General features: G+C 49.7%; 15 protein-coding genes. 8 read left to right on the top strand and 7 right to left on the bottom strand.

All coding sequences use genetic code 11. The features are described from left to right. Nucleotides 1–19 precede the first annotated feature (19 nt). Nucleotides 20–1,285 carry an MFS transporter gene (locus E4K71_RS15135; RefSeq protein ID WP_135081055.1) on the bottom strand — a complete coding sequence of 422 codons (1,266 nt, stop codon included), beginning with the start codon at nucleotides 1,283–1,285 and terminating at the stop codon, nucleotides 20–22. A 129-nt stretch (nucleotides 1,286–1,414) separates the two neighbouring features. Further along, a complete protein-coding gene (apbC, locus tag E4K71_RS15130; RefSeq protein ID WP_135081053.1) occupies nucleotides 1,415–2,518 on the bottom strand; it encodes an iron-sulfur cluster carrier protein ApbC in 1,104 nt (367 codons plus the stop codon). 154 nt (nucleotides 2,519–2,672) lie between these two features. Between apbC and hflK the strand changes: the two genes are divergently transcribed. From hflK to E4K71_RS15110, 4 genes are all read left to right on the top strand, one after another. Next, a complete protein-coding gene (hflK, locus tag E4K71_RS15125; protein WP_135081051.1) occupies nucleotides 2,673–3,785 on the top strand; it encodes an FtsH protease activity modulator HflK in 1,113 nt (370 codons plus the stop codon). Beyond that, entirely contained in the window at nucleotides 3,785–4,648 is an 864-nt protein-coding gene (locus E4K71_RS15120) for a protease modulator HflC (protein ID WP_135081049.1), read from the top strand. Before hflK ends, E4K71_RS15120 begins: the two co-directional genes overlap by 1 nt. 133 nt (nucleotides 4,649–4,781) lie before the next feature. Then, complete coding sequence (locus E4K71_RS15115) at nucleotides 4,782–4,973, top strand: DUF2065 domain-containing protein (protein WP_135082094.1); 192 nt, start codon at nucleotides 4,782–4,784, stop codon at nucleotides 4,971–4,973. A 146-nt stretch (nucleotides 4,974–5,119) separates the two neighbouring features. Then, nucleotides 5,120–6,610, top strand: a complete 1,491-nt coding sequence (locus E4K71_RS15110) for a DegQ family serine endoprotease (RefSeq protein WP_135081047.1) — start codon at nucleotides 5,120–5,122, stop codon at nucleotides 6,608–6,610. A 64-nt stretch (nucleotides 6,611–6,674) separates the two neighbouring features. On the opposite strand, the gene E4K71_RS15105 is transcribed toward E4K71_RS15110, so the two are convergent. From E4K71_RS15105 to E4K71_RS15095, 3 genes are all read right to left on the bottom strand, one after another. Beyond that, complete coding sequence (locus E4K71_RS15105; RefSeq protein ID WP_240796825.1) at nucleotides 6,675–7,877, bottom strand: MFS transporter; 1,203 nt, start codon at nucleotides 7,875–7,877, stop codon at nucleotides 6,675–6,677. Between the two features lie 85 nt (nucleotides 7,878–7,962). Then, nucleotides 7,963–8,877 carry a DMT family transporter gene (locus tag E4K71_RS15100; protein WP_135081043.1) on the bottom strand — a complete coding sequence of 305 codons (915 nt, stop codon included), beginning with the start codon at nucleotides 8,875–8,877 and terminating at the stop codon, nucleotides 7,963–7,965. Between the two features lie 117 nt (nucleotides 8,878–8,994). Beyond that, nucleotides 8,995–9,228 (bottom strand): DUF1127 domain-containing protein, encoded by a 234-nt coding sequence (locus E4K71_RS15095; RefSeq protein WP_206201917.1) that lies wholly within the window; start codon nucleotides 9,226–9,228, stop codon nucleotides 8,995–8,997. Between the two features lie 149 nt (nucleotides 9,229–9,377). On the opposite strand from E4K71_RS15095, the gene E4K71_RS18480 reads away from it, so the two are divergent. The 4 genes from E4K71_RS18480 (at nucleotide 9,378) to E4K71_RS15080 (ending at nucleotide 12,459) form a co-directional block, all read left to right on the top strand. Continuing rightward, nucleotides 9,378–9,644, top strand: a complete 267-nt coding sequence (locus E4K71_RS18480) for a LysR family transcriptional regulator (protein ID WP_240796824.1) — start codon at nucleotides 9,378–9,380, stop codon at nucleotides 9,642–9,644. A 35-nt stretch (nucleotides 9,645–9,679) separates the two neighbouring features. Next, nucleotides 9,680–10,279: a LysR substrate-binding domain-containing protein gene (locus E4K71_RS15090; RefSeq protein ID WP_240796823.1), complete on the top strand. Its 600-nt coding sequence runs from the start codon at nucleotides 9,680–9,682 to the stop codon at nucleotides 10,277–10,279. An 85-nt stretch (nucleotides 10,280–10,364) separates the two neighbouring features. Further along, nucleotides 10,365–11,987 (top strand): indolepyruvate/phenylpyruvate decarboxylase, encoded by a 1,623-nt coding sequence (ipdC, locus tag E4K71_RS15085; protein ID WP_135081041.1) that lies wholly within the window; start codon nucleotides 10,365–10,367, stop codon nucleotides 11,985–11,987. A 49-nt stretch (nucleotides 11,988–12,036) separates the two neighbouring features. Further along, nucleotides 12,037–12,459 carry a rhodanese-like domain-containing protein gene (locus tag E4K71_RS15080; protein ID WP_135081039.1) on the top strand — a complete coding sequence of 141 codons (423 nt, stop codon included), beginning with the start codon at nucleotides 12,037–12,039 and terminating at the stop codon, nucleotides 12,457–12,459. Here the strand turns inward: E4K71_RS15080 and ccmB are convergent, their stop codons facing one another. Both ccmB and ccmA read right to left on the bottom strand, forming a co-directional pair. Continuing rightward, nucleotides 12,460–13,125 carry a heme exporter protein CcmB gene (gene ccmB / locus E4K71_RS15075; RefSeq protein ID WP_135081037.1) on the bottom strand — a complete coding sequence of 222 codons (666 nt, stop codon included), beginning with the start codon at nucleotides 13,123–13,125 and terminating at the stop codon, nucleotides 12,460–12,462. It lies immediately after the preceding gene. 5 nt (nucleotides 13,126–13,130) lie between these two features. Next, nucleotides 13,131–13,802: a cytochrome c biogenesis heme-transporting ATPase CcmA gene (ccmA, locus tag E4K71_RS15070; protein WP_135081035.1), complete on the bottom strand. Its 672-nt coding sequence runs from the start codon at nucleotides 13,800–13,802 to the stop codon at nucleotides 13,131–13,133. Nucleotides 13,803–14,077: the final 275 nt, after the last annotated feature.

The following is a 14,077-nucleotide window of genomic DNA, read 5'->3' as shown; positions in this document are numbered from 1 at the left end:
TCGCACGGGCCTTTGTATTTTATGTCTGTTCTTGCCCTCTTATATCGGGCAAGCGCGCCATACATGCAAGTCCGATCACAAGAAACAGCAAAATGGTCGCCATGCCTGCACGTTGGGAAAGGAACAGGTCTGTCACAAAAGCAACCAGCAAAGGACCAAGAAATGCTGTGGCTTTGCCTGATAACGCATAAAGTCCGAACAGTTCTGTTCGGCTGTCTTTGGGGGAAATATGGGCCATATAGGTTCGACTTGCCGCTTGGGTCGGTCCCATAAACAAACCAAGACACAGCCCGAGGATCAAGAAGTGGGTCTTGTCATCAACCAGTAGGGTTGCACTGCCAAACCCAAGCAGACAGATCAACGCGATCATAATGACACGCTTTGGCCCCCAGCGATCATCCAGCCAGCCAAAGAGAGCCGCCCCAAGCCCTGCGGTCACATTGATGCCGATGCCGAAGATAATCAGCTCAGAAAAGCTCATGCCAAAAGTGCCCGCAGCATAAATACCCCCAAAGGCAAACAGCGTATTAAGCCCATCGGTATAAATCATGCGGGTCAGCAGGTAAGAGAAAATGTCCGGCTGCTTGCGCCAGTTTGCCACAGTATTTTTCAAGCTTGAAAGACCGTGGTGTGCGGCCTGTAGGATGGATTTCTTTGGTTGATGGTCTGGGACAAACAGGAACAAAAACAAGGCAAAGACACTATACCAAACGGCTACAAAGGGACCGGAAATACGCACATGTTCTGCGAGTTCTTTATTTAGCCCGAAAAGCGGGGTGTCGGTCTGGACAAAAAGAACCAGCACAAGGGCCAACCCCAACAGGCCCCCAAGATATCCCAGCCCCCAGGAAAGCCCAGAGAGCAGTCCCTCTTTTCCAGGTGTGGCAAGACCGGGCAACATGGCATTGTAAAATACCATTGCCATTTCAAAGCCAAAGGTCGCCACCCCCACGCATACAAGGGCCCAGATGATGGAACTTTCTTCCGGTGTGGCAAACCATAACAAGGCTGAGCCTGTGATACACAGAAAGGAAAACAGGAAAATCCACGGTTTTCGCGCCCCGCTGTGATCGGCAATGGCCCCAAAAACAGGGGCACACAGCGCAATGAAAAAAGCCGCTATTCCCGTCGTATAGCCCCACAGCGAGGTCCCGCTCACTTCATCCGGTGCAATGCCTTTTGAAAAATAGGCGGCAAAGACAAAGGTGGTGATGACTGTGGGAAAAGCGGAATTCGCAAAGTCAAACAAGGCCCAGGAAGTTTGCTGAAAACGTGTGGCTGGCATGTTGCCTCTATTGTCATCCCCTTAAAACTAGGACTCTCATGAAACGGAAAAGAGATTCCCAATCAAGTTGGGGATGACGATAAAGGTGGCGTCATTCCCGACTTGATCGGGAATCTAGTAACAGTTCTGTTAATCAAACACAATCTTTGGCCCTTGAGAGTCACCCAGTTGATCTTCCACCTTGGCCCAAACCTTGTCAGCGATACCTGCATAGGCTTTGGCATGTTCGCTATCAGGATGAGAGGTAACAATCGGATGGCCCCCATCAGATGTTTCACGGATTTTAATATCCAGCGGAATTTCGCCAAGGAAATCTGCGCCTTGAGCTTCTGCGGTTTCGCGTGCGCCGCCGTGGCTAAAGACATCGGTGCGTTCCCCACAGTGGGGGCAGGAGAAATAGCTCATGTTTTCCACAATACCGAAGACTGGAATTTCTACCTTGCGGAACATGTTCAAACCTTTGCGCGTGTCCAAAAGGGCAATATCTTGCGGGGTGGACACAATGACAGAACCCGTCAGTGGCACTTTTTGAGCCATGGTCAGCTGCACATCGCCTGTGCCCGGTGGCATATCAACGACCAGTACATCCAGTTCACCCCAATTGACATCACGCATCAACTGTTCAAGAGCCCCCATCACCATGGGGCCGCGCCAGATCATAGCGGTGTCTTCTTCAACCAAAAAGCCGATGGACATACATTTAATGCCATGATTTTCCATGGGTTCCAGTGTTTTGCCATCATGGCTGACAGGTTGACCTGTAATGCCGAGCATACGCGGAATGGACGGGCCATAAATATCAGCATCCAGCAAACCGACGGACAGCCCTTTTGCGGCTAAGGCCAAGGCGAGGTTCACAGAGGTGGTGGATTTCCCCACCCCCCCTTTACCAGAAGAAACTGCCACGATGGATTTCACACCGGGCATCAAAGCTTGGTCTTGCGGGGCAACGCCGGGGGCTTGTTGTTGCGGTTGGGCTGGGCGTTCTGCGGTGAGGACAGCAGTGACACTGAGTACACCGTCCATGGCGTGAACAGCATCTTCTGCGGCCTTGCGGATGGGTTCAAATTCTTTGGCACGCGCCGGATCTGCGATATCAATGGTGAAGGCAATATGGCCGTCTTTGGATTGCAGGCCAATGACCATGCCAGCAGTGACAATGTCCACATCTTTAGCCGGGTCTTTAATGGTTTTAAGCGTGTCGAGAACTTTTTGTTCTAATTGGGCGGACATCCTTGAAATCTCCTTCACATCGGATAAATGTAATCTTTAATGGCTCGCACGTTGCAAAAGCTGTTTGTGTCATATAAGACTGTTACACGACGTTTGCCAAGTGCAAGTATCTTAGACCTTTGACTTACTCGACTCTTAAAGGGAAAAACCCAATATGTCATGGAACAATCAGGGCGGTGGCCCGTGGGGCAGTGGTGGTGGAAATAACCAAGGCCCCTGGGGACAAGGACCGAAAAAACCCAATGGTGGCGGTGGAAACGGCGGCGGTGGCCCCACACCTCCCGATCTGGAAGAAATGCTGCGCAAAAGCCAGGAGAATTTGAAAAAGTTCGCACCCGGCGGTATGGGCGGCGGCAAGTTGCTTGCCTTTGGCCTGATCCTGCTCGTGGGTGCCTGGATTGCCTCTGGTTTTTATAAGGTGCAAACCAACCAACAAGGCGTTCAGCTGATGTTTGGTAAATATGTCTCTTCTACAGGGCCGGGCCTGCATTGGAATTTTCCGGCACCTATCGGGACTGTCCTGACACCGGAAGTGACCACTGTTCGTAAAATTGATATCGGTGCAACAACGACGCGCACACGTGGTGGCACAGGTGAAAGCTTGATGTTGACGGGTGACCAGAACATCGCCGATGTTGAATTCGCTGTTCTCTGGAATGTAAAGGATGCGGCAAGCTTCCTGTTTAACATTCGCGATCCGGAAACAACCGTTTCTGCCGCAGCTCAATCGGCCATGCGTGAAGTGATCGGTCAGATGAACCTTGAAAAGATTAACACCGAAGGCCGTGGTCAAATTGCTCAAGGTGCCCAAGATTTGATCCAGCAAATTCTGGATGATTATAAGTCCGGCATTCGGGTGACAGGTGTGCAGTTGGCGAAAGCCGACCCACCCCAAGCGGTTATCGAAGCCTTTAACGACGTGCAATCTGCCCGTCAGGATAAAGAGCGTAAGCAAAACGAAGCCGAAGCCTATCGTAACAAGATCGTTCCGACCGCACGTGGTGAGGCGCAAAAGCTGATCCAGGATGCCGAAGCCTATAAAGAGCGTGTGATCAAGGATGCCGAAGGTGAGGCCAAACGCTTTAACTCTGTTTACGAATCTTACGCCGCCAATAAAGATGTAACGCGTGAGCGCCTCTATCTGGAGACCATGCAGGAAGTGTTGAAAGGCTCTGAAAAAGTCATCGTTGATAATGACAAAGGTGCAGGCGTTGTGCCGTACCTGCCCCTGCCTGAGCTGCAAAAACGCAATAAAGGAGCAAACTAATGATACCGAAGAAACTTATTGCTCTTATTTTGTTGGTCGTCGGTGCCGCTGGTCTGGCCTCTGGCACTTTGTTTAAGGTAGCTGAACCTGTACAGGCGATTGTTTTCCAATTTGGTGATCCGCGTCGTGTGATCCAGGAACCGGGTCTGAACTGGAAAATCCCCTTCATTCAGGAAGTGCGTTATTTTGATAAACGTATCCTGAACCTTGATCCGCAGCCTGCCGAACTGCCGTTGGCTGACCAAAAGCGTATCATCGTGGATTCTTATGCACGCTATCGCATTACCGATCCGCTGAAATATTTCCAGGCGGTTCAGGGCTCTGAGCGTCAGTTTGCCGATGCCTTTGGTCGTATCCTGAATACTGCTGTTCGTAACTCCATTGCGAAAGTCGGCATGGGTGACCTGCTGTCTGACAAACGTGTGGAAGTCATGAACGAGATCGTTGGCACGGTTCGCAAGGCCGAATCTGATTATGGTGTGACGATTGTGGATGTACGTATCGGCCGTGCCGATTTGCCGGCACAGATTTCCAACAACGTATTTGATCGTATGCGTACCGACCGTGTGCAGGTGGCTAACCGTCTGCGCGCCGAAGGTGATGAGATCAAACAACGTATTGAAGCGGAAGCTGAACGTGAAAAGACGGTTATTCTCGCCGAAGCACGTCGTTCGTCCAACATCCTGCGCGGTGAAGGCGATGCCCAGCGAAATAACGTTTTGGGCGACGCTTATGGCAAGGACCCGGAATTCTTCCGTTTCTACCGTTCCATGGAAGCCTACCGCGAAGCTTTGGGTGAAGGGACCTCCATGGTTCTGTCCCCGGATAGCGAGTTCTTCAGCTACTTCGGTACACGCAAGTAAGCTGTAAGGTCTAAAAGCCCCGTTGCGATTTTCGTGATGGGGCTTTTCTTTTTGTCACCCTCGCCTATGCGGGGGTCTTTTCAATTGGATAGAGATTCCCAATCAAGTTGGGAATGACGTGAGTATTAAAAAGATGTCAGATTTTTTTGTCGCAATCGGTCTCGCTATTGCTATTGAAGGGATGCTTTATGCCCTGTTTCCCGATGGTATGAAAAAAATGATGATGCAGATTTTGGCGATGCCGACCCAATCTGTACGCACCGCTGGATTAACAGCGGCCATGATCGGGGTGGTACTGGTCTGGTTGGTGCGCGGCGCCCTGTAACAGGGGGTAACAGTTGGTTACAATTTTGCCATTCTCGCGGCATATTTATCGCGAATGATGGTTAACGTTATGGGAAACTTGCGAAATCCTCGCAAGAAGATACATTAATGGCAATAGACAGACCTAAAAGAGGTGATGACAGAAAAATGAACAAGATCACGAGAAACCGTCAAACATACACACAAACAAAAGCGATCAACTCCACACAATGGGTGATCCTCGCCCTCATGGCTTTTGGCTTGATGATTGCGCTTATTGCACAAAGTCAGGCCCGTTCAGCACCCGATAGTTTTGCGGATTTGGCCGAAGAACTTCTGCCTGCGGTGGTGAATATTTCCACGACCCAGACGGTGAATTCTGCCCATGGTCAATTGCCCCAAGGTGTGCCGGATTTTTTTCGTGAATTTTTTGAACGTCGCGGGGGGCAGGTGCCACAGCCACGTTCTCGTCAAGCGACCTCTTTGGGCTCCGGCTTTGTGATTGATGCGGTAAAAGGTCTGGTGGTGACAAACAACCATGTCATTCAGGATGCCGAAGAAATCAAAGTTATCTTGCAGGATAACACCTCTCTTGATGCAGAACTTCTGGGCAAAGACCCCAAAACCGATATTGCCTTGTTGAAAGTAACCATCAAAAAAGGCGTGAAGCTGAAAGAAGTCCGTCTGGGTAATTCTGATAAAATCCGTGTGGGTGACTGGGTTGTTGCTATCGGGAATCCGTTCGGTCTGGGCGGGTCTGTCACTGCCGGGATCGTATCTGCGCGTGGTCGCAACATTCAGGCGGGGCCCTATGATGATTTTATCCAGACGGATGCCTCTATTAACAAGGGGAATTCCGGTGGACCGTTATTTAATCTGGAGGGTGATGTGATCGGGATTAACACAGCGATCTATTCTCCCAGTGGCGGGTCTGTCGGCATTGGTTTTTCCGTTCCGGCCAATATTGCCAAAACCGTAATTGCGGATTTGCAAGAATATGGCCGCACCCGCCGGGGCTGGCTGGGTGTGCGTATTCAGAATGTGTCTGAAGAAATTGCAGAAAGCCTTGGCCTTGATGGACCACGTGGTGCCTTAGTCACCAGTGTGGCCGAAGGGGGACCGGCAGAAAAAGCCAAGGTCAATAAAGGTGATGTGATTTTGACCTTTAACGGCAAGGAAGTTTCCGAAATGCGCAAACTGCCACGCATTGTGGCAGAAACCGAAGTCGGTAATTCTGTACCCATGGAAGTATGGCGCAAAGGGAAGCTCAAGAAACTGAGTGTTAAAGTTGGTGAGCTGGAAGTTGCAGAAAAGAATGGCTCCGCAGGTCCGGCAAAGGTCACGAAAACATCGGCGACGATTGAAGAACTTGGCCTGTCTTTGGGCCGTTTGAATGATGCGGCTCGTGAACGGTTCAAACTGCCCGAAGAAGCCACAGGTGTGGTGGTTCTTGATGTGGTTGCTGAAAGCCCAGCAGCGGAAAAAGGCATTCGTCCAGGTGAGCTGATCGTTGAAGTCAGCCAAAAAGAAGTCACCAGCCCGGAAGAGATCAAACAGGCGGTGAAGAAAGCCAAGACACGTAAAAACAAATCCCTGTTGCTCCTTATCGACGGAGAAGAGGGCTTGCGTTTTGTGGCGGTGAAGTTGAAGAAGAAATAAAGACCTTGTAATGCTTGTGGGGTTATAGGGCACTTTTTAGGTGCTCTATAACCCCATTTTGTATCTAGGCGGCCTGCGTTGCGCGTTCTACGGCGACTTCTTTAATGGGCAGATGGACCACTGCGGAAAAGACGCCCAGTGCAATTGAGGCAATCCACGCGCCATCAAATGATCCTGTCAGATCAAAGAAATAGCCACCCAGCCATGCACCGAAAAAGGCACCGACCTGATGGGTGAAAAGGGTAATGGCAAACAGTGTTCCCATATATCGGGTCCCAAACATCACGCCGACCAACCCGCTGGTTAAGGGCACGGTGGACAGCCATAACGCACCCATGGCAACTGAAAAGGCCAGCGTGGAAAAGACCGTGACGGGCATCAGCATGTAGACAAGGATCGCCAGTGCCCGGCTTAGATAAATCAGGCTTAGAAGATATTTCTTGGAATATTTCCCGCCCAGAACGCCCGCAAGATAAGTCCCGGCCATATTAGATACGCCGATTACAGCCAAAGCGGTTGCACCGACTTCCGGGGCGATATTACAGGTGGACAGGAACATGGGCAGGTGGGTGACGATAAAGGCAATATGGAACCCACATACAAAAAAGCCAAGGTTCAAGAGAATATAGCTATTGGTGCCAAAAGCTTCATGAATGGCTTGAGATAATGTTTGTGCGGCTTGATTGGGATGAAACTCTTCTTCATTGGGTTTCGCATTAACCTGCAAGGCCAGAAAAACACCAAGTGCGGCAATCGCAGCCAGTGCGGTCAAGGCAATGGACCAGCCATATTCATTGATCAGCCCTTGAGACACAGGGGCGAATAAGAACTGTCCAAAAGAGCCCCCCATGGAAGCAATGCCCAAGGCTGTACTGCGCTTTTCTTCAGACACCATGCGGGCCACGGCACCCAAAACCACAGGCAAGCCCATTGCCGCCACACCGAGGCCAACCAAAACACCGGCACTCATATGCAGCATCATTGGGCCTTGAGGAAAGGCCATGCCCAAAAGACCAAGGACGTAAACAAAGACACCGCCCAGCAAGACAGGGCGTGAGCCATATTTATCAGCCAAGGCTCCGGCAAAAGGCTGGGCAACCCCCCACATGAGGTTTTGGACCGCTAGTGCCATGGCAAATACACCAAGCTGCCAGCCCAGATCCATGCGCATGGGTTCGATGAACAGGCCGTGGTTCTGGCGCATGCCCATACCGATGGCGAGAATCAATGCCCCACAAATAATAATTGTCCATGCTCGTTTGCCCATGGTGAACATCCTCACAGATTTAAAGTTATTCCAGAATAAATAATGTTTGATAGGGGAACAATTAAAACATTGTCACCGTGACAATTCAGACTCGTTTAGAAGCGATCTTTTGCCACATTAAGGTCATTCTGTCCGGTTTGCTCAGGACCAGAATATTTCCCCATAAAACCAGTGGCACCCCGACAACTGCTGCCAGTGGCCATTGATAGTCCTCAAAATAAGTTGAAAGGCTAAGGGCAACCAGTGGGAAAAGAATAACACTGTAAACTGCCTTATCTGCCCCAATATTGCCCAGCAATGTGAGATAGCAGCCAAACCCAAGAACCGAGCCAAAGACCGACAAGTACAACAGGGAGCAAAGATATTCAAATCGACTGTCAAAGGTAAATTCATGCCCTTGGCCCAATGCGGCCAGCGTCATGAAAAGCGTGCCATAGGCCATTCCCCAGGCATTGGCTTGTATAACCGGAAGGCCCTTTTTTTGATTATGGGCTGAAACGATATTTCCAAAAGAGGCCGACACCGTACCGATAAAAGCCAGCATCATGCCAAAGAAGCCTTGATCGGATAAATCAAACGTTTCGACCTCTGGCCAAAAGACCAGACAAATTCCAGCCATTCCCAATGTAGCGCCAAGCAATCCACGCCGGGTGATTTCTGTTTTGAAAAACAGGCGGCTTAAACTGATATTGATGACAACCATGGCGCAAAACACCACAGAAACCAGCCCTGTCGTGATATAGCCAGTGGCCCAATACATAAAAACGTAATTGCCGGAGAAAAGAAAGGCACCTAAAGACGCCATTCCTATATGAGCCTTTAGATCAAATGCTAATTTTTTTCCGGTTAAAAGGCAAAAGGCCAGCAAGATAAGGCTGGCTAAGGCAAAGCGATAGGCGATGGATACTTCTATCGCCACCACACCAAGCTGATATTTAATCGCAAGCCAGGTTGACCCCCAGATCAATACCGTCACGACATATAGAAAGCTGTTAGGCATAGCCTGACCCTATCACAAAGGGAACGTCATTGCGGCACTTGGTTAGGGATTTAGATCACGGGAGATTTTCGTTTAAAAATCAATGATCACCGCAATGACGTAATCGTAAGCATGAAATTATTTAACCCAAAATGGTTTGGAAATTTCAGCTTCTATTTCTTTTTGTGTCAGCCCGATATCCTCAAGAATACGGTCATCAAGCTGGGCAAGTTCACGGCGCTTGCGCTGGCGTTGCAGCCACTGGCCGATTGTTTCAGACACCATTTTCGGCATGTTAACCAAACGTGTCTCAAGTTTATGAGTTGTTTCTACTGAACAACAATTGTCGATGTTAAGAGTCTCTACTGACATAACCAACCTCATCACGTTAAAGTTCATACCAATAGAGGCGCGCCTCTTATGGTGTCTTTTATACGTGGCTTTTCGCCTATGCACAAACGAGGTTTTTTGTTAGTATAAATTAGTTTTTCTAATCTGAATAGATGGATTGTATCGACACAATGCCCCGAAAGCTTCCTCCGCTAAATGCTTTGCGTGCCTTTGAAGCAGCGGCACGTCATCTCAGTTTTACCCGTGCAGCAGATGAGCTTTTTGTCACCCAAGCCGCAGTTTCCCACCAGGTTAAGGGGTTGGAAGAATATCTGGGGTTAAAGAGCTTTTTAAGCGTCTTAATCGCGCTCTTCTCCTCACTGATGAGGGACAGCGCTATTTCCCTGATGTACGTGATGCATTGGATCAGCTCGACATCGCCACAAATAATCTATTGAAGGCAGATAGTAGCGGTGTGTTGACGGTATCGGTCATGCCATCTTTTGCTTCCTTGTGGCTGGTGCCCCACTTGCAACAATTTACCGATCAGCATCCCGATATTGATATCCGGATTGCGGCCTATGATACCTTGGCTGATTTTGATCGTGATGATGTGGATTGTGCCATTCGTTATGGCCGGGGCAGCTGGGGCAATCTACATGTGGAACATATTATGGATGATGAGATGTTCCCGGTTTGCGCACCGCATTATCTGGAACGTCATCCGTCCATTATCACCCCGGAAGGATTAAAACATCATACCTTGTTGCATGATTATGCCGTCTTGTCAGAGGCTGAAACCTGGGAATATTGGCTAAAACACGCCAAAATCGAAGGAGTTGATCATACCCGAGGTCCCAAATTTTCCCATACCCATATGGCCATGCAGGCTTGCCTTTCCGGTGAAGGGATTGCGCTTGGCCATTCTTCGATGATTTCTTCAGAACTGCAAGCTGGGCGGTTGTTGCGGTTATTTAATATCAGTGTACCCACAGGCATTCAGGTTTGTTTCGTCTGTCCGCCAGAATCGGTTGAAAGGTTCAAGATTAGGGCATTTCGTGATTGGTTATTATCCGAAATTGAAGAAGTTTAAGCGAAAATTTCTCTTCTTCTTTGCTAGAATTGTTTCAAATGAAACATATATATAAAAGAAAGCAAATGAACAGAGAGGCCCTAAAATGCAATTGGCAGAAGCGCTTTTCCACGCCTTAAAAGATCGTGGTGCACGTGAAGTTTTCGGTATTCCTGGTGATTTCGCCCTTCCTTATTTTAAAATTTTGGAAGACAGTAAAATCCTGCCGCTTCATACCCTCAGTCATGAACCCGGTGTGGGTTTTGCAGCAGATGCAGCCGGGCGGTTCAATTCCCGTCTGGGTGTGGCGGCGGTGACATATGGGGCTGGGGCGTTGAATATGGTTAATCCGGTGGCCCAAGCCTATGTGGAAAAGTCCCCGTTGGTGGTGATTTCCGGGGCACCGGGCAAACTGGAAAGTCAGCGGGGCCTTGGTTTGCATCATCAGGTGAAGCGGATTGATTCCCAATATAAGATTTTTGAAGAAATCACCTGTGCACAAATTATCCTTGATGATGCCAAAACAGGCCCTCAATTGATTGCACAGGCTTTGGACCGTTGTATTGAACAATCCCGTCCCGTCTATATTGAATTTCCCCGTGACATGGTGGGTGTTGATGTGGACCCTGTGCCTGCTTTTCACCCCAGCTGCACCGATATGGAGGGCGCACGTGCCTGTGCGAAAGAAGTGTTTCGCCATTTAGAAACTGCCAAACAGCCCTGCATTATGGCCGGGGTTGAAGTGCGCCGTTTTGGTCTGGAAGATAAACTGGCTGAACTGACCACGATTTTAGGTATTCCTGTCGTCACCTCTTTTATGGCACGTGGCATTTTAGCCCATGCCGATGCCCCTCTGATCGGGACTTATCTGGGGCTGGCCGGTACAGAAGAAGTGCGCAAAACCGTTGAACGATCAGATGGTTTGCTTATGCTTGGGGTGATTTTGTCTGATACCAATTTCGGCGTCTCCAAACGGGAAATCGACATGCGCCGGGTTGTGCATGCCTTTGATCGTGAAGTCAATTTTGCCCATCATACCTATCCCCATATCTCCCTTGAAGCTTTGATTGAAGCCTTGATTGAGATTGCCCAGCCCATTGGGGATGCCCAGAAATTGCCCGCACCGACCTACCCCCATGGGCTTAAGGGGGATGACCGTCCCATTGCGCCCACAGATGTGGCTTGTGCCATCAATGATATGTTTGCCCAGCATGGTCGCATGCCGATTGCCTCGGATATGGGGGATTGTCTCTTTACCGCCATGGATATTGAAAACACGGCCCTGATCGCACCGGGCTATTATGCCTCTATGGGGCCGGGTGTGCCTGCGGGGTTGGCGATTCAGGCCACATCGGGGGAACGTCCCTTGATCATGGTGGGGGATGGTGCTTTTCAAATGACAGGTTGGGAACTTGGCAATTGTCGAACATACGGCTGGAATCCCATTGTTCTTTTATTCAATAACAGAAGTTGGGAAATGTTGCGTACCTTTCAGCCGGGACCAGATTATCACGACCTTGATGACTGGGGCTTTGCGAAAATGGCAGGACCTATGGGCGGCAACGGCACACGCGTGACGACACATAAAGAACTGATCACGGCTCTTGAAGTGGCGCAGAAAGACACCTCGAAATTCCATCTGATTGAAATTATGCTGGAACGTGGTGAAATTTCACAAACGTTGAATCGGTTTGTGAATGCCGTAAAGCGCTTGAGTTCAGGGAAATAGATGGTAAAACAGCGTTGAACTGACGTCTTTCGTAAAAGGGGCAAAGGCCATGTCTGAACAATATGCTGGCGATATCACCGCACAAGAAACCTGGGATATTCTTACAGAAAAACCATCTGCTGTCTTAATTGACGTGCGCACAGCTGCTGAATGGGCATGGGTGGGGCAAGTGGATCTGTCTTCCCTTTCCAAGCAACATTTCTGTGTGGAATGGAACCGCTTTCCCGGTGGTGTGCAGAATGAATATTTTGTCAGCGAGGTGGAAAAACTGGTGGCTGACAAAGAAGCCGAGCTGCTGATGCTATGTCGATCCGGTGTACGTTCCAAACATGCGGCCATTGCCCTAACCGCTGCCGGGTTTAAGACCTGCTATAACATTTCAGGCGGGTTTGAAGGCGATAAGAACGGTGATCACCATCGCGGAACCGTCAATGGCTGGAAAGTTGCTGGCTTACCTTGGGTGCAGGGATAATTATTCCACCGATTGGCGTACAGCGGCTGCTGCGGCAAAGGGGCATAGCGCCAAACAGGCAAATAGAATCCCGGACAGGATCAGGATTTGTGATTTCACCGCAAAACCTCCAATAGCGGCTTCGATCAGTCCCACCCCAAAGATTAGGATCGGGACAAACAGGGGTAAAACCAAAAGCGAGATCAGCACACCGCCCCGGCGCGATCCTAAAACCAGTGCTGCCCCAATCGCTCCAATGAGACTCAGTGCTGGGGTGCCCAGCAAAAGGGCGAGCATGAGCATGGAAAAGCCATTGCCATCCATATTCATGAGAATGGCAAGCAAGGGCGAGGCAATCATCAAAGGCAAACCTGTAGTCAGCCAGTGTGCGATCACTTTTGCCAGCACAATGATTTCCAGCGGCATGGGTGAAAGCGTGAGCAGTTCCAGCGATCCATCCTCATAATCGGTTTGAAACAGTCGCTCCAACGACAGCATGGAGGCCAAAAGGGCTGCCACAAAAATGACCCCGCTGGCGACACGGGCCAAAATATTGCCTTCCGGTCCGATCCCGAAAGGAAACAGCACGACGGTCAGAACAAAGAACATCACCACCATCACACTGTCACTGCCTTGGCGAAGCGCAAGGCGCAGGTCACGACGCACGATTGAAAGAAAACGTCCCATAAGCCTTATATCCCTTCTGCCAGTAAGGAGGCACTTTCCTGACCGCGCTTGGCGGCGAATGTGCTGACATCCAGCACCTGCTGATTTTTCAAATTCATGTCGGAATGGGTGGAAAGAACTACCATACCCCCATTTTCACGGTGGCTTTCAATTACGGCTTCCAGCTTTTTAATGGAGTCTTTATCCAACGCGGTGGTAGGCTCATCCAACAGCCATAGCGGGGATTTTGAGGCAATGATGCGTGCCAGATTGGCCCGGCGTTTTTGTCCGGCGGATAAAAAACGCCCTGGGACATCAATGAGATGACCGATGGAAAAAATATCCAGGGCTTCTTTAAAATTGGCCTGAGCTTCTGATGGGTCACTGCGCAGGCCCGCCCAGAACTTCAGATTTTCTTCCACACTCAAGACAGGCTTAATCGCATCATGGTGGCCCACATAATGCAATCGTTCGCGGTGTTCGTCCATATCGTCTTGAACGGGTTGTTCATCCCAGAACATCTGACCTGCGGCTGGGGAGAGCAAGCCGGCCATCATGCGTAATAGGGAGGATTTCCCCGCACCATTATGGCCGATCAGAGTAAGGCAACCACCACTTTTCATGGAAAAATTCAGCTGGGCAAACACAAGGCGTTCGCCGCGAATGCAAAGCAGGTCCTGTCCTGCAAAAATAGCCATCTGGTTCCCCCTTACCTATGTGCCCTATTGATAAAACAAATCATCCTCGGGGGGCAAGTCCGAGGATGATAAGAATTCTAGCATGATCGATTCAATTTGGATCGGGTCGAAACGAAGAAGAGCGGGTAAAACATGAACCAAGGAGGTATCTCGACACTTGGGGTAATCGAGAGGGGGAATGCTCTTCACCACATCGTCCCTTCCATGTTTGTTATTAAGCACCCTAATTTGGGCAGGATTATGCGCCCTTTTTGCCTTTTTTTGCCTTAATTAGA

Source organism: Terasakiella sp. SH-1 (genome assembly GCF_004564135.1).
Taxonomy (GTDB): domain Bacteria; phylum Pseudomonadota; class Alphaproteobacteria; order Rhodospirillales; family Terasakiellaceae; genus Terasakiella.
Note: the sequence above shows the minus strand (reverse complement) of the source record. Positions and strands in the feature narration are given on the sequence as shown.